Source organism: Pandoraea nosoerga (assembly GCF_902459585.1).
Taxonomy (GTDB): domain Bacteria; phylum Pseudomonadota; class Gammaproteobacteria; order Burkholderiales; family Burkholderiaceae; genus Pandoraea; species Pandoraea nosoerga.
This window is the reverse complement of sequence record NZ_CABPSC010000005.1, coordinates 117,472-135,675: the sequence shown is the minus strand read 5'-3', so window position 1 is coordinate 135,675 and position 18,204 is coordinate 117,472. Positions and strand designations below refer to the sequence as shown.

Below are 18,204 nucleotides of genomic sequence, written 5' to 3'. Positions count from 1 at the left end.
ATAGCAAGTGCAGTGGAGACCCAGATGGCAGTCATGGAACAAAACGCGGCAAAGCCGCAGGGAGGCGCCTTCAGCGATGGCGTGCGCCTGTATGTTTGGGCGATCGTGATTCTCGTGATCGCGGAGCTGATCGGTGCGATCAGCATTACCGCCGGTCACGGCAAGATCGTGCTGTTGCCGATGGTCTGGGCGCTTCTGCTCGGCGCGGCGCTGGGGCTGTCGCAGGCGCGCTTGCCGCGCTTCGCGCAGATCGACCTGCCGATGCAGCACAAGGCGGCGGCGATTCTGCAGCCGGCGCTGCTGCTTTTCGTGGCCAAGCTCGGCCTGCTCGTGGGCGGCTCGCTGCCAAAGCTCGTGGCCGCCGGCTGGGCGCTGGTGTTCCAGGAGTTCGGCCACTTCGTGGGCACGATTGTCCTCGGCCTGCCGGTCGCGCTCATGCTCGGCATCAAGCGTGAAGCCATCGGCGCGACCTTCTCGGTGGGCCGCGAGCCGAGCCTGGCCATCATCGGCGAGAAGTACGGTTTCGATTCGCCCGAAGGCCGTGGCGTGCTCGCCGAATACCTGACCGGCACGATCTTCGGCGCCGTGTTCATTTCGCTGTTCGCCGGCTTCGTCGCCAGCCTGAACCTGTTCCACCCGCACTCGCTCGCCATGGGGGCGGGCGTGGGCTCCGGTTCGATGATGGCCGCCGCCGCCGGCGCCATCGCCGCGCAGCAAACCCCGGAAGTCGCCAAGGAAGTCGCCACGTTCGCCGCGGCGTCGAACCTGATCACGACGACCATCGGCACGTACTTCACGCTGTTCATCTCGCTGCCGCTCGCCGTGTGGGGCTACCGCGTAATGGAGCCGGTGCTCGGGCGCATGACCCGCCGCGGCCGCGCCAACGCCGAAGCCGCCGCGGTGGCCGACGCGCAGGCCGCCACGGAACTCAAGCAGGCCAGCAAGGCGCACACCGTCGAGATGAACTTCGGCGCGCGTCTGTTCGCGTGGGTCTTCTCGGGGGCGCTGGCGCTCGTGGGCAACAGCATGGCCTTCAAGACGCCGTTCCTCGACGGCGTGCCGGGCATGCTCATCATCATCGCGGCCGTGATCGTCGGCGAAGCGCTGTACTACCTCACGCGCCGCAAGGTGCCGGCCGTGTGCTGGGTGTCGCTCATTGCCATGTTCCTGACCTCGCCGGCTTTCCCGTTCGCGCCGGTCGTCGAGCAGTTCACGGGCAAGATCAACTTCCTCGCGCTGGTCACGCCGATGCTGACCTACGCCGGGCTGTCCGTTGCCAAGGACGTGCCGGCCTTCCGTCGTCTGGGCTGGCGCATCGTGGTGGTGTCGTTCCTGGCGAACGCCGGTACGTTCCTCGGCGCGGCGATCATCGCGGAGTTCTTCCACGTGTAATACCCACCGGCGAGTGAGCGTGATCGCGCGCACTCCCGGATGACGCAGTCACGAAAAACGCCACGGCATCTGAACTGCCGTGGCGTTTTCGTTTGCGCTCGCGGGGACGGTCAGGGTTTCGTGGTGGCGGCATCGGCGCGGGCGCGTTCGTGGTAGTAGCGGCGGAAGAACGCGCGGATTTCGGCCGGCGAGAGCTTGCCGTCGCGATTGGCGTCGATCTCGTCGAAATGCTGATAGAGGAACGGTTCCGAGGCGGCGGCTTCGTCCCGGCTCAGATAGCCGTCGCCATCCTTGTCGGCCGCCTTGAAATAGCGCTCGAACGCCGCGCGGCGCGCCTGCAGTTGGCTGCGCTGATAGGCGGCCCACTCGTTGCGGTCGATCTTGCCGTCGTGATTCGCGTCGATGGCGTCGAACGAGCGTTGCAGGTACATCCCGAGGGCGGCGTTCTGATCGGCGGCGTCGCCGTAGTCCTCGCCCTGCGCTGGCGCAGGCGCGCTTGGCGTGGGCGTGGTGGGGACCACGCCATTGACCGGCGTGCCGGTCTGCGCGTAGCCGGGCAGGGCGGCAATCGACAAGGCGACCGCGCTCGCGCAGAGCGTGACGGCGGCGAGCGCGGTCCGCCCGAGGCGGCGGGACCGAAGCGTTCGGAGCGACTGTTGGCGAAGTGTGTCTGGGGAGGTCATGTCGCGCTTCTCCTGATTTTCAAGGCTTTGAGGCGGCATGCGGCGCCGCGCGTATTCGGGTAGGCGCCGTATGCCGCAAGAGCATGGCGGGCGTGCCTGGATGTCACGCCCGGTGCGGGCCGCGGCGGGCGGAGGCCGGCAGCGGCGATTCACGGCGGTCAATGGCGATTCATGGCGATGAATGGCGATTGACGGTGATCAGCGGCGATGGCGGTCGTCGGTGATCACGTTACCGATCACACCGCCGACCACGGCGCCACCCACGGTGGTCCCGAGATCGCCCCCGGAAATCAGGGCGCCGCCGAGCGCGCCGACACCCGCGCCGACTGCGGTATTGCGCGATTCGCGCGGGGTCATGCCGCCGCAGCCGGCCAGCGTGCCGATCAGCGCGGCGCCGACGAGCACGGGCGCAGCACTGCGCGAGATTCGCGAGATCCATCGTTGTGTGGTTTTCATGACGTGAGGCTCCTTCAAAAGGGCTTGGCGCCCTGGTTCTTCGCAGGCAATGCCACGGCGTGCCGCCTGCCGTTCGTTGAAATCGTTGCCGACCGGCTTGAAGGACCGGCCCGACGAGGCGCGCGAGCATGGCATGATCGGTCGGCGAGAGGCGAGGTCGGCGCGGGGCCGCGCAGCCTGTACAGGCCAGTACACGGCCCTACAAGACTGCGCGGGACCGCACGGGACCGCACACGGTAGTGCGGCGCTGTCCGAGGCCCGACGCCGAACGCCCCGTATTGCCGATGCCTCGGCACCTCTGTCCGAATGCCGTCAGTGCGCCGTTTCCGAGCCCGGCGTCGGCGCGCCCGCCCCATTGGCGGGGTAGGTTTCCTGATAGGCGGGCGGCGGCGGAGGCGGCGGATACGGCCTGCCCTGCGCATCTGACGGGTACGGGCGTCCGTAGCCATCCGTTGGCGGATAGGGGCGCCCGTAGGCATCGGTCGTGGGGACTGCCGGGGGCGACGCGTATGGGCTGCACGGCGAGCCGGCGGGATACGGCGGCGGTCCGCAGTTCGGCTGATAGGCCGGGTTCGTCTGCTCGCCGCGATACGGCAGGCGCGGCTGGGGCGGTGCTTGCGTGGCGCAGCCGGCCAGCGCCGCGAGCGCAGCGAGCACCGCGGCGAGGCTTGCGGGCGACACCGCCTTCGCAGCCTTCGTCGTCATCGCGGGGCGCTTCGCCGGCCCGCCTCGCATTGTGTTGTTCTTCGACATGCTTCGCATCCTGACCTCCTTGCGAGAGCGGTGTAGATCCCGCCCGTCGTCATCATGGATTGACGTTCGTTGGACGCAAGTTGCGTGAATTGGATCGATCGATGTTGTAAGCGTTTGTAATGAGGCGGTGGTACGGGAATGGGAGGAATGGGAAGGACGGGAATGCAGTGGATTCGTCGCGGCGCGCCCACAACGGGGATGACAAGGTGCGGGAGATCGCCGGCAATACTAGAAGGATTCCTAAGCATGTAGGAATGCGCCGACGCGCGCACCGAGCTGCGAGATTGCGTCCGGTGTGCCGCGTCTGCACTCGCGTCGGCGGGGCGTAGCGACCGCCGCCGGCGTGTCATGTCGGCCAAGTCCTACGAGCACGCTCACCGCGGCCCCGATGTGGCGCATGGCGGCGGAAAAGATGACACCGAAATTGTTCAATCTTGAAGTATCGACTCGGAACCATCGCGCAGCGGACGCCGATCTACGTACGCGTAATACGCGGCAACCCGGCGCATTACGCGATGTCTGTCATCGCAATTCACGTTGTATGCGTTGAAATACCGGGAAAGTCCGGGGGAGTGTTTGCGCGTAGTTTTCGCCGCAAGCTGCGTTTGCGCTGGCATACTGTGCGCGCTGACGTCCGGTAACGGCTTCAGCGGACTTCAAGACAATATGATTGAGGTGCCCGGCCTATCCGCGCAGGCTTACCTATGCCACAAGTCAAGAAAGAAGACATCCGTCAGGCCATCCTCGAAGCGTCGCACGCCCTGTTTCTCGAGAAGGGATATGTCGACACCACGATGGTGCAGATTGCCAAGCGCGCCGGTATTTCGCACGCGAATATCTACAGTTACTTCACAGCCAAGCTGCAGGTCTTCTTTTGCGTCTATGAACGATGGTTCAAGGCGCGCATCGGGGCGCTCGAAGCGGACGTCATGGCCGCACATGGCTCGCCGGCCCGCATGCGCGCGCTGCTGCGCGGTCTACTCGTCGACATACCGCGGCTCGACAACGGCTTCTCGCACAACCTCGTCCAGGCGCTGGCGACGGTGAGCGCCGGGGACCCCTACGATCCCTCGCTGCTGCAGTGGTTTCGGGAGCGTCTGTCAGGCATGCTCGCTGCCAGCGCACCGAGCCTGGCCCGCGACGGCGTGCGGCGCGCGCGCCTCGTCGACATGCTGGTATTGACCTTTGACGGCTGCCTTGTCAATCATCACGTCAACCCGGCCTCGCTGCCCGATGTGGCCATGCTCGAAGAGTACGTCGCGGCGTTCCTCGCGGCCGAGCCCGGTGGACACGCCGTGCCGCCGCAGCCAAGCGCGACGACCCCGTCGGGCTCCCCGGCGGCGGTCTGAACAGGACCTCGATGCGATCACTCCCCTGGACCGCCCTCCATCTCGGACGAAAGCTCAAGTTCCACCAGCTTCAGGTCTTCGACCGCGTGCTCGAGACGGGCTCGCTCGTGCGCGCGGCCAATGAGACCGGTCTGACCCAGCCCGCCGTGAGCAAGATCGTGCACGAACTCGAAGCCTGTTTCGAGGGCCCGCTCTTCGTGCGCAGCAACCGCGGCATGCAGCCCACGGAACTGGGCGAGCTGCTCGGCCATCGCGTGAAGTCGCTGATGGCCGAATTGCGCTATCTCACCGATGAGGTGAACGCGTTCAGCGCGGGCACCAGCGGCCACGTGATCGTCGGCACGCTCATCTCGGCGTCGGCCGATTTGCTGCCGCGCACGATCGCCATGCTCAAGTCGCGCGCCCCCGGCGTGCTCGTCACGGTGCGGGAAGCGACGACGGCGCAGCTGTTCCCGGCGCTCGCGAGCGGTGATCTCGACATTGTCGTGGGTCGTCTGCCGGAGCGGGCATTGCCGGTGGCCAACGCGTTTGCGCTCACGCACGAAGTGCTCTTCAACGAATCGCTCTGCGTGGTTGGCGCGACGCGCCATTGGGAAGGCGCCGGTGAGCGCGTGCCGCTCGCGCAACTGCGCGAGGGCGCGTGGATTCTGCCCGTGCCCGAATCTCCCTCGCGGCTTGCCGCCGAGCGTCTCTTTCACGACGCCGGACTGCCGCTGCCCGAAGACGTCGTGGAATCCCTGTCGGTGCTCACGAACATCGGCCTCATGCTGGAGACGGCGCGCGTGGCGCTCATGCCGCGCGCCGCGGCCACACCGTTCGTCGAATCGGGATTGCTGCGCGTGCTGGCCGACACCATGCCGGGCAGCTTTGGCGACGTGGGCTATTCCCTGCGCTCCGACAAGCAGCCGAGTCCCGCGTGCGAGCGCTTCGTCGCTTGCCTGCGCGAGGCGTGCGGTCTCGATCCGGTCAAGCCGCGCTAGCGCCTGTCGGCCGTCGCCATGCGCAAAAAAGGGTGGCACGTCGAGCCGTGTGCGAGTCGACGTACCACCCAAGTGCCGCGGCCCCGGGAGTTGCCCCGGCGCCGCGGCAAGGCCACCCGACGTGGCTTATGGAGCGGCGGCTCCGTGCTTACAGGCGGGCCAGCGATGAGACGAGCGCGGGGTTCTGCTGCACGAGCCGGATCAGGCAGGCCGCTTGTGCGTTGGGGCGCGCGCGGCCCTGTTCCCAGTTTTCCAACGTGCGCGGATTGGTGCGCAGATAATGCGCGAAGACATTGCGTGACATCCCTAAATGCTTGCGCAGCGCCAGCAACTCGTCCGGAAAGACCTCGAGCTTTGGCAACGGCGTGCGCGGCAGCTCCTTGATATTGAGCGGAAGATCCGCAGGAAGACCGTTCTCGACGTGTGCCGGCTCGGTGGGCGGCGGCGCACCGGTGTCCTGCGAAAGCAGCCAGCGGAAGGGATTGGAAGGCGTGTTTGAGTAAGCCATAGTCCTGACCGGTGTCCTGATGAGAGTGAAGGAAAGGCGCTTGCAAATATCAATCAAGCGGAGCCGATTGCATCACATTGACCGGCTGGGTGCTTTCACAAATCACTCGCGATTTTCGCGTCTGACACCTATCGAGTACTACGCAGATCATGCGAAACGCGTGCCGTGCAGTGCACATCCCGCGTGCGGGACGTGCCGCTGACGGCGCACCTCAAACACCCAGGTACGTCTGCAATTGCGGCAATGCTTCGCGCAATGCATTCGAGTCGCCTTGCCAAGCCACGCGGCCCTTGTCGACGATGTAGTGACGGTCGCCAAGCTCGAGCATGGGCGCGAGATTCTTGTCGATGCACAGGATCGACAGGCCGCTGCCTTTGAGTTGCTTGAGGCACTGCCAGATTTCACCGCGAATGAGCGGCGCGAGACCTTCCGTTGCTTCGTCGAGAATGAGCAATTTCGGATTCGTCATCAACGCGCGCCCGATGGCGAGCATCTGCTGCTCGCCGCCCGAGAGGTTGCTGCCGAGGTTCTTTTCGCGCTCGCGCAGGCGCGGAAACAGCGCGTAAATGCGCTCGAGCGTCCACGGTGAATGCGCGCCGTGCCGGTTGCTCGCGGTGGCCACCAGATTCTCGCGCACGGTCAGCGTCGGAAAGATCTGGCGTCCTTCCGGCACGAGTCCGATTCCGGCCCGCGCAATGCGGTGCGACGGGCTCGCGTGAATCGGCTGGCCGTCGAATACGATCTCGCCGCGCGCGGCTCGCATGAGCCCGGTCATCGACTTCACGGTGGTCGACTTGCCCATGCCGTTGCGGCCGAGCAACGTGACGAACGCCCCGCGCTCGATCTCCAGTTGCATGCCGAACAGCGCCTGGCTGGCGCCGTAGTACGACTCCACGCCGCGCAAAGACAACAAGACGCTCATGCCGTCGCTCCCAGCATTTCGTTGCGGGTTTCGTCCCCGAGGTAAGCTTCACGCACGCCCGCGTCACGACGGATGGCCTCAGCGTTGCCGCACGCGATGGCGCGCCCGTAGACGAGCACCGTGATGCGGTCGGCCAATGCGAACACGGCGTCCATGTCGTGCTCCACAAGCACGATGGCGTAGTCGCCCTTGAGATCGGCGAGCAGATGCGTCATCTGCTCGGACTCGGCCTGCGACATCCCGGCCATCGGCTCGTCGAGCAACAGCAGCTTCGGACGCCCGGCCAGCGCCATGGCCAGCTCGAGCTGGCGGTGCTCGCCATGGGCGAGCGCGCTCGCCGGCACGTGCATGCGCGCGGCCAACCCGGTGCGCGCCAGAATCTCGCGGGCCGGTTCGACCAGCGCCGCGTCGCGAATGGCCGGACGCCAGAAGCCGAAGCTGTGGCCCTGCATCGCCTGCACGGCCACGAGCACGTTCTCCAGCGCCGTGAACTCGCGAAATACCGAAGTGATCTGGTACGAGCGTGCGAGTCCCGCGTGGGCGCGCTGCTCGATCGGCATGGCCGTGATGTCGCGTCCGTCGAAGAGGATGGTGCCTTCGTCCGAGCGCAACTCGCCCGCGAGCTGGCCGATGAGCGTGCTCTTGCCGGCGCCGTTCGGGCCGATGATCGCGTGCAGCTCGCCGGGCGCGACGTCCAGGCAGAAGTGATCGGTCGCGGTCAGGCCGCCGTAGCGTTTGACCAGTCGGTCGACTTTGAGAAGGCTCATGCCTTGCCCTCCACGGTGTCGGTGCCGGCGCGTCGGGCGAGCCGCACCTGAAGATCGCCGAGCAGCCCGTACAGGCCGCGCCGCGAGATGAGGACCGCTACCACGATGAGCGGGCCGAACACGATCATCCAGTGCTCGGTCATGCCCTTGAGCCATTCCTCGATCAGGAGCATGGCGGCGCTGCCGAGCAGGGGCCCGAAGAACGAGCCGAGTCCGCCGAGCACCACCATCACGATGAGTTCGCCCGACGCGGTCCACGCCATGTAGGCCGGCGAGACGAAGTGCGTGAGGTTGGCGTACAGCATGCCGGCCACGCCGCAGATCATCGCGCTGATCACGTAGGCCACGAGCTTGTAGCGCAGCGTGGGGTAACCGAGCGCGCGCATGCGGCGATCGTTCTGGCGCGCCCCGCGAATGACCATGCCGAAGCGTGCATCGACGAGCCGTCGGCCGGCCCACAGGCACAGACACAGCACGGCGAAGGCCACGTAGTACAGGAGCGCGGGATCGTCGAGCGAGACGCCGCCGAAGCGGCTGGCGGCCGACACGGGCAGGCCGTCGTCTCCGCCGTACTGCTTGAGGCTCACCGCAAGGAAGTAGAACATCTGCGCGAACGCGAGCGTGATCATGATGAACGCGATGCCCGTGGTGCGCAGCGAGAGCAGGCCGGTGACGGCGCCCACCAGCGCGCACAGCAGCAGCGTCACGCCCAGGTGCAGGAAGCCGTTGTCCACGCCGTGATAGCTCAGGATGCCGACCACGTAGGCGCCGAGGCCGAGGTACAGCGCGTGGCCGAAGCTCACCATGCCGCCGTAGCCGAGAATCAGGTCGAGCGAGACGGCGGCAATGGCGAACACCACGATGCGTCCGAACAGCGTGAGAAAGAACGGTTGCTGCGCAAACGTCGCGTACAGGGGCACCAGTGCCAGCAGGGCCAGCAGCAGCAATGGCACGGCGGTGCGAAGATTGAGTTTCATTTCCATCGTCAACCGTGTTTGACCGGGAAGAGACCTTGCGGACGCACGGCAAGCACTGCCGCCATCACAAGATAGATGAGCATCGAGGCGAGCGCGGGGCCGGCGGTGTCGGCCGTGCTGCGCTCGAGCAGACTGCGCAGCAGCGTGGGCAGCACCGTGCGCCCGACGGTGTCGACCACGCCGACGATCAGCGCCGCGAGGAACGCGCCGCGCACCGAGCCGATGCCGCCGATCACGATCACGACCATCGTCAGGATCAGAATCGGCTCGCCCATGCCGGGCTGCACGGACAGAATCGGACCGGCCATCAGACCGGCAATGCCCGCGAGGATCGCGCCGAGCCCGAACAGCAGCGAGTTGAGCAGCACGATATTCACGCCGAGCGCGCCGACCATCTGGCGATGCGTTGCCCCCGCGCGGATCAGCATGCCGATGCGCGTGCGGTGGATGAGCACATAGCAGCCGAGCGCCACGGCCAGGCCCACCACGATGATCAGGAAGCGATACGCCGGGTACGGCAGGCCGAACAGATCGACCGTACCGGCGAGCCACTCGGGCACTTCCATGTAGTACGGCGACGGCCCCCAGATCATGCGCGCCAGCTCGTTGAAGAACAGGATCAGGCCGAAGGTGGCGAGCACCTGATCGAGGTGGTCGCGATCGTAGAGCGTCTTGAGCGCGACGAACTCCACGATCAGGCCGATGAGCAGCATGGCGGGCACGATGGCCACGGCCGCGAGCGCGAACGACCCGGTGTGGTTGTACACGGTCGCGGCGATGAACGCGCCCATCATGTACAGCGAGCCGTGCGCGAGGTTCACGAAGTTCATGATGCCGAACACCAGCGTGAGGCCGGCGGCCATCAGGAACAGCAGCACCCCGAGTTGCAGCCCGTTCAGGCACTGCATGAGAAACAGCGTGAGACTCATGTTGCCTCCCGGGCGGCGAGGCCCATCTGACGGAAGATCGCCTGTGTGAGCGGGCTGGTCGGGTCGTTGAGCGTCAGTACGATGTCGAAATGGTTGGTGCCGGGCATGGGCACGTATTCGCCGGGAAAGCCGCGCTCACGCCACGCGGCGAGGTAATCGTCGCTCTGTCGCTTGAACTCCGCCGTCTCGGTCTCGCCGTAGGACACCACGATCGGGCAGCCCCGGCCGGGCAGATGGAAGTACGGGCTGTTGCGGCGAGCGTCCTCGGCCGAGAGTTTCATCCACTCGTTGATATGCGTGTACGGAATCGGCGTGAGATCGAACAGGCCCGAGAGCGGTGCGGCGCCGGCGATCACGTCCTCCGGTACACCGTAGTCCGCGTGCCAGCCGCCGGCGAGCAGCATGCCCGCCAGATGGCCGCCGGCGGAGCTGCCGCACACATGGATGCGGCGCGCATCGCCATGGTGCTCGCCAATGTGGCGGTAGACCCACGCCAGCGCGCGGCGCGTCTGGTCGACGATGGTGTCGAGCGACGCGGCGGGCGCGAGCGTGTAGTTGATGGTCACGACCGTGGCGCCGGCACGCGTGAAGGCGGGCGCCATGTTGCTCGAGTCGCTCTTGTTGAGGGCGCGCCAGTAGCCGCCGTGGACGAAGAAGAAAACCGGGGCGCCCGGCTGCGGCGCGGGAAAGATGTCGAGCGTCTCGTCGGGGTGATCCCCGTAGGCCACGTCCAGAACGCAGGGCGTGGTCTCGCGTGCGTGCGCGCTCTGGGCGGCGTACTGCGCGAGGGTGTCGAGAACGTTGGGCGTGGTGGCGCGAGCGTTGTATTGAACGTCCAGCTCGGCCTCGTCGAAATTGCGATAGCGCTTCATAAACCCTCGATGGTGCTCAGGTGTGGCTCGGGTCGTGCAACGCCGGTGCCGGCGGGCGCACGGCGCCAGGGGCACATCAGCAACGGCGTCCGGCGCGCGCGATGCCGCGCGTCATGCGCGCGCCGGTTGCGGCAGATTCGTCGTGCGGCGCAGCGTCGCGCGACACCGCGCCGCCGCTCGCGGGCTCAGGCGTGTCGGGGCGCGCGGCCTTACGACTTCATCTTGCACTGCGCGGCCAGATCGGCACGCGTCTTGATGTCGATCTTGCCCTTGGCCGCGAACGCGGCGCCCGTGGCGTCCTTCACCACGTCCACGCGGTAGAACTGCGCAATCGGGAACTGGTTGCTGGCAAACTTGAACGGCCCGCGCACCGACTGGAAGTCGGCGGCCTTGAGCGCCGCGCGCAGCGCTTCGCGATCGGCCGCGTTGCCGCGGGTCTTGGTGAGCGCCGAGTCGATCAGGTTGGCCGCGTCGTAGGACTGCGCGGCGTACATCGACGGCACGCGGTTGTATTTCTTCTGGAAGGCGGCCACGAACTGCTTGTTCTGCGCGTTGTCGAGATCGGGCGAGTAGGGCGCGCTGGTGATGGCGCCCACGGCCAGTTCCTTGAGCGCGGGCAGCGTCGAGCCGTCGATGGTCGACACCGAGATCAGCGGAATCTTGCCGAGCAGGCCGGCCTGGCGATACTGCTTGACGAAGTTCACGCCCATGCCGCCCGGATAGAACACATACACGGCGTCGGGCCTGGCCGCCTGCAACTGGGCGATCTCGGCCGAGTAGTCGGGCTGGTTGACCTGCGTGTAGACCTCGTCGACGATCTGGCCCTTGTAGTCGCGCTTGAAGCCGTTCACGGCGTCGCGGCCGGCCTGATAGTTCGGGGCCATTACGTACATCTTCTTGTAGCCCAGGTCGGTCGAGAGCTGGCCGCCGGCCTCGTGCAGTTCATCGTTGTCCCACGACGTCGAGAAGAAGTTCGGCGAGCACTGGGCCCCGGCGATCGGGGTCGGGCCGGCGTTCGAGCCGACCATGATCACGCCCGCGTTGGTCACGTTCTTGTGAATGGCCATCATCACGTTGGAAAACGTCACACCGGTGATGATCGAGACCTTGTCGCGCTCCACGAGCTTTTGCGCGGCCTGCACGCCGACGTCGGGCTTGAGCTGGTCGTCTTCCTTGATCACCTGCACCGGCACGCCGCCGAGTTTGCCGCCCTTTTGCTCGATGGCGAGCATGAACGCGTCGTACTGGTCCTGGCCCAGCGCGCCGCCGGGCCCGGAGAGCGTACCGATAAAGCCGATCTTCACGTCAGCGTGCGCGCCGCCCGAGGCGAACAGCGCCGCGGCGGCAGCAAGGGCGCCGAGCGCGGCGATGGCTTTGCGTTGCGTGGTCTTCGTTCCCGTCATCATGGTCTCCAAACTAAGTTCCGGTTCTGGCAAGCACTGTCAGCAGAGGAAGGACTGGCGCCGGGATGCTCGACCGCTTCTTCACGTCGGTCGTCACAGGCCTGGCGCGTTGGATAGGGCTAAATTGTTTAAGCATCAACTATTTCAGTGCCCAGCCTAAACGACGCCTATTACGTAGGCAAGCAATTTCAAAAACACCTCGGGAAAGCACCAGTTACAGGGCGAAGAACTCCCGGGCGTTGTCGGCCAGAATGCGCTGCCGGTCGGCCGCGTCGAGCCCCGGCTGTTCGGCCACCAGACGGCCGATGTCCTGCTCGCCCAGCGGGAATGGGTAGTCGGAGCCGAGCATGATGCGCTGCACACCCATGGTGTCGACCAGCAGGCGCAGGGCGCGCGGGTCGAACACGGCGCTGTCCACGTAGAAGCGGTCGAGATAATGGGACGGCGGGTGGGGGCTGTCGGCGCGCACGATGTCGCGGCAATGCCACGCGTTCTCGGCCCGGCCGAGCAGATATGGGAAGGCGCCGCCGCCGTGGGCGAAGCAGAGCCTGAGCGAGCGCGGCAGACGTTCGAAGGCGCCCGACAGGATGAGCGAGAGGATCGAGAGCTGCGTCTCGGCGGGCATGGCCACGAGCCACGGCATCATCCACTTTTTCATGCGGCCGTCGGTCATCATGTCCCACGGATGGACGAGCACGGGAATGCGCTCGTTGCCGCAGTGCCGCAAAAAGCTCACGAGATGCTCGTCGTCCAGGTCCCGCGGGCCGAGATGGTTGCCGATCTGCACCCCGACATGGCCGCAGGCCTTGGCGCGCGAGGCCTCGGCACAGGCCAGTTCGAGGTCCTGCAGCGGCACTTGCGCCATGGCCTTCAGGCGCGCGGGTGCGTAGGCGCAGTGCTCGAGCGCGAGGTCGTTCATGCGCTGCACCCAGTCCATGACGGTGCGGCCGTCGTAGCGGTAGCCGAACATGATGGGCGTGGCGCACACGATCTGCAGGTCGATGCCGTGACGGTCGAGCTCCTCGACGCGCAGCGCGGGATCCCACAGCGCGCGGTAGACCGGGCGAAAGGCGCGGCCGTCGAGCATGATGTTGCCGGTCTCGCCGCCCTCGTCGATGCGCAGCCAGGGCGCGGTGGCGGGGTCGAGCCGGGCCGCTTCCTCCCGCGAGATGCGCGGGAAGAAGTGGGCGTGCATGTCGATTTTCTTCATGACGTGACGTGTGTTGGACGGAAAGGGGCGTGACGGGCCGGCGGGCCCGCGCGGCGGCTTACGCCGAGGCGACCGCCTTCGGTTGCGCGGCGCGCCCCGGATGGATCTCGCCGCAGGCCGGGCAACGGCGCAGCGACTCGCTGCCATAGAACGCTTCGAAGAGCGGCGGCAGGTCGGTCACGATGCTCTTGAGCTGCACCTGCACGCGATGCACCTGCGTGCCGCAGTTCAGGCAGTACCATTCGAAACCGTCGACCAGGCCCGCCGGCCGCTGGCGCTCGATCACCAGACAGAGGCTGCCGGCTTCGGGCCGCTGCGGCGAATGGCGCACGTGCGGCGGCAGCAGGAAGATGTCGCCCTCCCTGAGATCGACGCGCTCGGCCTTGCCGTCGATCCACAGGTTGATCCAGGCGTTGCCCTTGAACTGATAAAAGAACTCTTCGAGGGGATCGTCGTGATAGTCGGTGCGATGGTTCGGGCCGCCCACGACCGTCACGATGAAGTCGCTGTCGTGCCAGACCTGCTGGTTGCCGACGGGCGGCTTGAGCAAATGCGCGTGATCGTCGATCCAGCGCTGGAAATTGAAAGGCTTGCCATACGTCAACATGCTGTCTCCCGTGTCATGCCGCGTCAGGTTGGGGGGCGTTCGCGCTCAGCGGGCGCGCGGCGCATAGGCCACGCACTTGATCTCGATGAGCAGCAGCGGGTGCGGCAGTTGATGCACCGCCACGGTGGTGCGGGTAGGCCCGTTCTCGTCGAAGTACTCGCCGTACACCTCGTTGTAGCCGCCGAAGTCGTTCATGTTCACGAGAAAGGCGCCGACTTCGACCACGTCGGCGAGCGAGGCGCCTTCGCTCGCGAGTATGTCCCGGATGTTCTCGATGACGGCGCGCGTCTGCGCGCGGATGTCGAGCTTCGTCACGCCCAGCGCATCGACTTCGGCGCCCGCGAAAGTGTTGTCCGGGCGGCGCGAACTCGTGCCCGAGACGAACAGAAAGTCGCCGGCACGCTTGATGTGCGGGAACCTGCCGCGCGGCCTGGCCTTGCCGGCGATCACCCGGGCCTGCGTGTCTTGCGTTGCGCTCATGTTGCCTTGCCTCCGTTGTGCCTTGTCGTGGACGGCGCGCGGGTGCGGTGGCCCGACCCCCATCGGAACCCCCGCACCGTCGCCTCACAGTTTGATGCAGATGTTGGTGATTTCGGAATAGAAGTCGAGCGAGTGGCGTCCGCCTTCGCGGCCCAGACCCGAGAGCTTCACGCCGCCGAACGGCGTGCGCAGGTCGCGCAGGAACCAGGTGTTGACCCACACGAGCCCGGTCTGGAACTGGCGCGCCACGCGGTGCGCGCGCGACAGATCGGTCGTCCAGACGCAGCCCGCGAGGCCGTAGTCGCTGTCGTTGACGCGGCGGATCACTTCGTCCTCGCTGTCGAATGGCGCGACGTGGCACACCGGGCCGAAGATCTCCTCGCGCACGCAGCGGGCCGTGTCGGGCAGGCCGGTCCAGACCGTGGGCTGCACGAATGCGCCTTCATCGCGCGCGTCGCCGAAGACGGGTACGCCGCCGCCGGTCACCACCGTGGCGCCTTCCTCGACGGCCAGGCGATAGTACGAGAGCACCTTCTCGCGGTGCTTGCGCGAGACGAGCGGCCCCATCTGCACGCCGGGCGCCTCGGGCGCGTCGATGCGCAGCGCGGCGGCGCGCTCGGCCAGCGCGGCCACGAAGCGCTCGAAGATGGGGCGCTCGACGTAGACGCGCTCCGAGCACAGGCAGACCTGTCCGGCATTGGTGAACGAGGAGCGCACCACGCCGTCGACGGCCGCGTCGAAATCGGCGTCGGCGAACACCACGGCGGCGTTCTTGCCGCCGAGCTCGAACGAGATTTCCTTTACGCCGTCGGCCACGGCCTTCATGATGGCGCTGCCCGTGCGCGACTCGCCGGTAAAGGTAATGGCGGCCACGTCGGGGTGCTTCGTGAGGAATTCGCCGGCCGAGTCCGGCCCGAAGCCGTGCACGAGGTTGAATACGCCGGGCGGTACGCCCGCTTCGTGCATGACTTCGGCGAGCAGCGTGGCCGAGGAGGGCGTTTCCTCCGACGGCTTGGCCACCACGCAGTTGCCCATGGCGAGCGCCGGCGCGACCTTCCACGTGAAGAGCAGCAGCGGCAGGTTCCACGGCGAGATGATGCCGATCACGCCGAGCGGCTTGCGCGCGACGTAATTCATCACGTCGGCGCCGTCGGCCGCGCGCATCTCGTAGACCTCGCTGCCGGCGGTCTTGACGAGGTCGGCGAACATGCGGAAGTTGGCGATGCCGCGGGCGACGTCGAGCGTGCGCGCCTGTTCGACCGGGCGGCCGGTGTCGGCGACTTCGGCAGCGACGAACTCGTCGAAGCGCGCCTGGATGCCGTCGGCAATGCGGTGCAGCACGGCGGCGCGTTCGGCCGGCGTGGTCCTGCCCCACGGGCCTTCGTGCAGCGCGCGGCGCGCCGCCGCGACCGCACGCCCGACGGTGGCCGCGTCCGCCTCGCATACCTTGGCGACGAGCCGGCCGTCGACCGGGCTCACGTTGTCGAACTGGCGATCGGTGGCGACGAACGCGCCATCCACGTAGTGCCGCAGCAGCGGCGGAGTCGCAAGGCTCACGAGGTCTCCTGGAGCTTGAGTGTCGTTGCACGAAGGCGAGCGCTGTGCAGCGCGAATCGCCGGATGCCCCCAGTCTAGGCATCCGGGTCTATAAAAAATAATGAAATCTATCGGATCGTCTATTCCGTGATGGAATACCAGGGCGGCGACATGCCGCCGGACGCGATCCGCCCGGCCTGTCGCGTCGCCCGCGGCTCAGTGCCGCGACGTGTGGCTCATGCGTGCGCGCGCCTGACGCAGGTCGCGCGGCGTGCGTTCCTCGCCGATCGTGGCGGGCGGCAATTCGGTGTCGAGGCACTCGACCAGATGCGCGTTGAGCACGGCGGCGAGGCCCTCGCCGCCGCGTCGCATCACGTAATTGTGATTCCACCGAAAGAGCGGCTGCGCGAGCGGCGCGAGCTTGTCCATCCACACGCGCCGAGTGTGAGCGTCCCACACGTAGCGCACCACCGTGATCGCCCCTTCCTTCTCGAAGCGCCACACGCCTGCGCCTTCGACCTCGCCGCTGGCCTCGGTACGCACTTCGCGCATGGGCTCGACGTGGGTCACGCGGCTCAGGAACGTGAGCGAGTAGGGCAACGCGCCGTGCCAGGTGAGTTCGCGCACGGCGCCGACGCCGTCGGTGTCGCCCGCCTCGAGCGTGCGCACCTCGCGCACGCATGGCCACCAGCGGGCCCAGTGATCGATGTCGCGAATCGTGTCCCAGACTTCGTCGAGCGGCGCGGTGAGCCGCCACAGGGTGAGGAAGTGATAGTCGTTCATGGCCAGTCCCGGTCGTGGAGAGAAGGGTGCCGTCACGCCCTGTCGCGAGGGGGGAATTTCAGTATAGGCGGCGCATCGGTGTATCGACGTTCGACGTTCGACGCTCGACGCTCGACGCTCGGCCCTCGACGTTCGGCGCTCGACCCTCGCCGAATCCCGTGGGACATCGGGGCGATGGCAGGCTCCTGCCGGGGGCGCGTGCAGCATGAGGGGCGGGACAGACGCGCGCTGTCATCAATTCATCACAATGTCTCCATAGAATCCCGGAGTGAAAACGTTTTCGTAAACGTTTACATTTGCGCAAAAGCCGCCAACTCCGAAATCCACGGCGTTCAGGCGGTATCTATCGAGGAGACGAGTGTGGCTGATATCCGGGACGTGGCACAGCGCGCGGGGTGTTCGATCGCGACGGTCTCGCGCGCACTCAATTCGCCGCAGCTCGTGCGTCCCGAGACGCTCGCCCGTGTGCAGGCGGCCGCAGCCGAGCTGAAATTCCGTCCCAACGCGTTGGGGCGCCAACTGCGCGGCGAGCGCACCGGACTCATCGGCGTGATGCTGCCCACGCTCGGCAACCCGGTCTTCGCGGACTGCCTCGAGGGCATCGAGGCGGCGATCGACGGCACCGGGCATCGCCTGCTGCTCGTCACCACCCAATACGACCCCGAACGTGAGCGAAACGCCATCGAGACCCTGCTGCAGCAGCGCGTCGACGGCCTGCTGCTCACGCTGGCGGATGCCGAGCATAGCGCGCTCGTCGACGATTTGAGCGCGGAAGGCGTGGCGTGCCAGCTCGTGTACAACGACGCGCCGCTGCGCCCGTGCGTGTCGGTCGACAACCGCGCCGCGGCGGCGCAGGGCGTGGCCATGCTGATCGAGGCGGGACACCGCGACATCGTCATGGTGACGGGCGCGTTACATGCGTCCGATCGCGCCAAGCGCCGCTATCTCGGCTACGGCGACGCCATGCGCGCCGCCGGCCTCACGCCGCTGCCGGCGTTCGAGATCGATTTCAACAGCGGCGCGCGCGGCGAGCGGGTGCGCGAATGGCTGGCGCAGCGAGAGCGCGACGGCGCGCGCCCCACGGCCCTGTTCTGCTCGAACGACCTGCTCGCGCTCGGCGTGATGCGCGCGTTGCGCGAAGCCGGCCTGCGCGTGCCCGACGACATCTCGGTGCTCGGCTTCGACGGACTCGCCGTGGGGGAGTTGCTCTCGCCCACGCTTGCCACCGTGGTGCAGCCGAGCGTGGACATTGGCCGGCACGCGGCGCAGCGGCTGCTCGCGCAGATCGACGGACGCGCGGGCGCGGTGGGTGCGGTCGGTGCGGCAAGCGCGGCAGGCATGCGGGACGCGGCGCTCGGCCAGGCGCTGATCCTGCCGCATGAGATCCGCCGCGGCGGCACGGTGGCCGCGCCGCCGCGCCGTGCTGCGGTACGCGGCTAACGCATCGGGTAACAGACAGGCAGCAGGAAGTACCAGAAAGCAGCAAGGAAGCTGGCCCACGACTGGCTCCGTCAGAGAGTTCAGGGTCGGCCAAGGCAGTCAGGCATCCGGGCCCCGTGCCCGCATTTTTCAGATGAATGGCGGCATGGCAACACAC

The 18,204-nt window shown here is 67.0% G+C and carries 19 protein-coding genes; 4 read left to right on the top strand and 15 right to left on the bottom strand.

Annotated features, from left to right (window positions below; translation table 11 throughout):
• The first annotated feature begins 24 nt into the window (after positions 1-24).
• On the top strand, positions 25-1,392 hold the full coding sequence (locus tag PNO31109_RS08915) for a DUF3100 domain-containing protein (protein ID WP_150555252.1): 1,368 nt from the start codon (positions 25-27) through the stop codon (positions 1,390-1,392).
• 110 nt (positions 1,393-1,502) lie between these two features.
• On the opposite strand, the gene PNO31109_RS08910 is transcribed toward PNO31109_RS08915, so the two are convergent.
• From PNO31109_RS08910 to PNO31109_RS08900, 3 genes are all read right to left on the bottom strand, one after another.
• The gene (locus PNO31109_RS08910; RefSeq protein ID WP_174966337.1) at positions 1,503-2,075 is read right to left on the bottom strand and encodes an EF-hand domain-containing protein; all 573 of its coding nucleotides are present in this window, start codon (positions 2,073-2,075) and stop codon (positions 1,503-1,505) included.
• Between the two features lie 198 nt (positions 2,076-2,273).
• On the bottom strand, positions 2,274-2,531 hold the full coding sequence (locus PNO31109_RS08905; RefSeq protein ID WP_150555250.1) for a YMGG-like glycine zipper-containing protein: 258 nt from the start codon (positions 2,529-2,531) through the stop codon (positions 2,274-2,276).
• 312 nt (positions 2,532-2,843) lie between these two features.
• Complete coding sequence (locus PNO31109_RS08900) at positions 2,844-3,284, bottom strand: hypothetical protein (protein ID WP_150555249.1); 441 nt, start codon at positions 3,282-3,284, stop codon at positions 2,844-2,846.
• Positions 3,285-3,988: 704 nt separating this feature from the next.
• Here PNO31109_RS08900 and PNO31109_RS08895 point away from each other — a divergent pair.
• Entirely contained in the window at positions 3,989-4,633 is a 645-nt protein-coding gene (locus tag PNO31109_RS08895) for a TetR/AcrR family transcriptional regulator (RefSeq protein ID WP_150555248.1), read from the top strand.
• Positions 4,634-4,644: 11 nt separating this feature from the next.
• Entirely contained in the window at positions 4,645-5,613 is a 969-nt protein-coding gene (locus PNO31109_RS08890; protein WP_150555247.1) for a LysR substrate-binding domain-containing protein, read from the top strand.
• A gap of 148 nt (positions 5,614-5,761) precedes the next feature.
• Here the strand turns inward: PNO31109_RS08890 and PNO31109_RS08885 are convergent, their stop codons facing one another.
• From PNO31109_RS08885 to PNO31109_RS08830, 12 genes are all read right to left on the bottom strand, one after another.
• Complete coding sequence (locus PNO31109_RS08885) at positions 5,762-6,121, bottom strand: helix-turn-helix domain-containing protein (RefSeq protein WP_150555246.1); 360 nt, start codon at positions 6,119-6,121, stop codon at positions 5,762-5,764.
• Between the two features lie 211 nt (positions 6,122-6,332).
• The gene (locus tag PNO31109_RS08880; RefSeq protein ID WP_150555245.1) at positions 6,333-7,043 is read right to left on the bottom strand and encodes an ABC transporter ATP-binding protein; all 711 of its coding nucleotides are present in this window, start codon (positions 7,041-7,043) and stop codon (positions 6,333-6,335) included.
• On the bottom strand, positions 7,040-7,810 hold the full coding sequence (locus PNO31109_RS08875; RefSeq protein WP_150555244.1) for an ABC transporter ATP-binding protein: 771 nt from the start codon (positions 7,808-7,810) through the stop codon (positions 7,040-7,042). Before PNO31109_RS08875 ends, PNO31109_RS08880 begins: the two co-directional genes overlap by 4 nt.
• Positions 7,807-8,787 carry a branched-chain amino acid ABC transporter permease gene (locus tag PNO31109_RS08870; RefSeq protein WP_150555243.1) on the bottom strand — a complete coding sequence of 327 codons (981 nt, stop codon included), beginning with the start codon at positions 8,785-8,787 and terminating at the stop codon, positions 7,807-7,809. Before PNO31109_RS08870 ends, PNO31109_RS08875 begins: the two co-directional genes overlap by 4 nt.
• Before the next feature lie 8 nt (positions 8,788-8,795).
• Positions 8,796-9,716 (bottom strand): branched-chain amino acid ABC transporter permease, encoded by a 921-nt coding sequence (locus tag PNO31109_RS08865; protein WP_150555242.1) that lies wholly within the window; start codon positions 9,714-9,716, stop codon positions 8,796-8,798.
• A complete protein-coding gene (locus tag PNO31109_RS08860; RefSeq protein ID WP_150555241.1) occupies positions 9,713-10,588 on the bottom strand; it encodes an alpha/beta hydrolase in 876 nt (291 codons plus the stop codon). Before PNO31109_RS08860 ends, PNO31109_RS08865 begins: the two co-directional genes overlap by 4 nt.
• Positions 10,589-10,797: 209 nt before the next feature.
• The gene (locus PNO31109_RS08855) at positions 10,798-11,991 is read right to left on the bottom strand and encodes an ABC transporter substrate-binding protein (RefSeq protein ID WP_150555346.1); all 1,194 of its coding nucleotides are present in this window, start codon (positions 11,989-11,991) and stop codon (positions 10,798-10,800) included.
• A gap of 214 nt (positions 11,992-12,205) precedes the next feature.
• Entirely contained in the window at positions 12,206-13,201 is a 996-nt protein-coding gene (locus PNO31109_RS08850) for an amidohydrolase family protein (protein WP_150555240.1), read from the bottom strand.
• 58 nt (positions 13,202-13,259) lie between these two features.
• The gene (locus PNO31109_RS08845; RefSeq protein WP_150555239.1) at positions 13,260-13,808 is read right to left on the bottom strand and encodes a 3-hydroxyanthranilate 3,4-dioxygenase; all 549 of its coding nucleotides are present in this window, start codon (positions 13,806-13,808) and stop codon (positions 13,260-13,262) included.
• A 45-nt stretch (positions 13,809-13,853) separates the two neighbouring features.
• Positions 13,854-14,288: a RidA family protein gene (locus PNO31109_RS08840; RefSeq protein ID WP_150555238.1), complete on the bottom strand. Its 435-nt coding sequence runs from the start codon at positions 14,286-14,288 to the stop codon at positions 13,854-13,856.
• An 84-nt stretch (positions 14,289-14,372) separates the two neighbouring features.
• Positions 14,373-15,845 (bottom strand): 2-hydroxymuconic semialdehyde dehydrogenase, encoded by a 1,473-nt coding sequence (locus PNO31109_RS08835; RefSeq protein ID WP_150555237.1) that lies wholly within the window; start codon positions 15,843-15,845, stop codon positions 14,373-14,375.
• 195 nt (positions 15,846-16,040) lie between these two features.
• Positions 16,041-16,607, bottom strand: coding sequence for an SRPBCC family protein (locus tag PNO31109_RS08830; RefSeq protein WP_150555236.1), 567 nt, complete (start codon positions 16,605-16,607; stop codon positions 16,041-16,043).
• Positions 16,608-16,967: 360 nt separating this feature from the next.
• Between PNO31109_RS08830 and PNO31109_RS08825 the strand changes: the two genes are divergently transcribed.
• Positions 16,968-18,047 carry a LacI family DNA-binding transcriptional regulator gene (locus PNO31109_RS08825; RefSeq protein WP_150555235.1) on the top strand — a complete coding sequence of 360 codons (1,080 nt, stop codon included), beginning with the start codon at positions 16,968-16,970 and terminating at the stop codon, positions 18,045-18,047.
• Positions 18,048-18,204 lie beyond the last annotated feature (157 nt).

Bases quoted from the DNA above. Each gene is read 5' to 3' on its own strand.
- PNO31109_RS08915 (WP_150555252.1), top strand. From the start codon at position 25: ATGGCAGTCATGGAACAAAACGCGGCAAAGCCGCAGGGAGGCGCCTTC.
- PNO31109_RS08910 (WP_174966337.1), bottom strand. From the start codon at position 2,075: ATGACCTCCCCAGACACACTTCGCCAACAGTCGCTCCGAACGCTTCGG.
- PNO31109_RS08905 (WP_150555250.1), bottom strand. From the start codon at position 2,531: ATGAAAACCACACAACGATGGATCTCGCGAATCTCGCGCAGTGCTGCG.
- PNO31109_RS08900 (WP_150555249.1), bottom strand. From the start codon at position 3,284: ATGTCGAAGAACAACACAATGCGAGGCGGGCCGGCGAAGCGCCCCGCG.
- PNO31109_RS08895 (WP_150555248.1), top strand. From the start codon at position 3,989: ATGCCACAAGTCAAGAAAGAAGACATCCGTCAGGCCATCCTCGAAGCG.
- PNO31109_RS08890 (WP_150555247.1), top strand. From the start codon at position 4,645: ATGCGATCACTCCCCTGGACCGCCCTCCATCTCGGACGAAAGCTCAAG.
- PNO31109_RS08885 (WP_150555246.1), bottom strand. From the start codon at position 6,121: ATGGCTTACTCAAACACGCCTTCCAATCCCTTCCGCTGGCTGCTTTCG.
- PNO31109_RS08880 (WP_150555245.1), bottom strand. From the start codon at position 7,043: ATGAGCGTCTTGTTGTCTTTGCGCGGCGTGGAGTCGTACTACGGCGCC.
- PNO31109_RS08875 (WP_150555244.1), bottom strand. From the start codon at position 7,810: ATGAGCCTTCTCAAAGTCGACCGACTGGTCAAACGCTACGGCGGCCTG.
- PNO31109_RS08870 (WP_150555243.1), bottom strand. From the start codon at position 8,787: ATGAAACTCAATCTTCGCACCGCCGTGCCATTGCTGCTGCTGGCCCTG.
- PNO31109_RS08865 (WP_150555242.1), bottom strand. From the start codon at position 9,716: ATGAGTCTCACGCTGTTTCTCATGCAGTGCCTGAACGGGCTGCAACTC.
- PNO31109_RS08860 (WP_150555241.1), bottom strand. From the start codon at position 10,588: ATGAAGCGCTATCGCAATTTCGACGAGGCCGAGCTGGACGTTCAATAC.
- PNO31109_RS08855 (WP_150555346.1), bottom strand. From the start codon at position 11,991: ATGACGGGAACGAAGACCACGCAACGCAAAGCCATCGCCGCGCTCGGC.
- PNO31109_RS08850 (WP_150555240.1), bottom strand. From the start codon at position 13,201: ATGAAGAAAATCGACATGCACGCCCACTTCTTCCCGCGCATCTCGCGG.
- PNO31109_RS08845 (WP_150555239.1), bottom strand. From the start codon at position 13,808: ATGTTGACGTATGGCAAGCCTTTCAATTTCCAGCGCTGGATCGACGAT.
- PNO31109_RS08840 (WP_150555238.1), bottom strand. From the start codon at position 14,288: ATGAGCGCAACGCAAGACACGCAGGCCCGGGTGATCGCCGGCAAGGCC.
- PNO31109_RS08830 (WP_150555236.1), bottom strand. From the start codon at position 16,607: ATGAACGACTATCACTTCCTCACCCTGTGGCGGCTCACCGCGCCGCTC.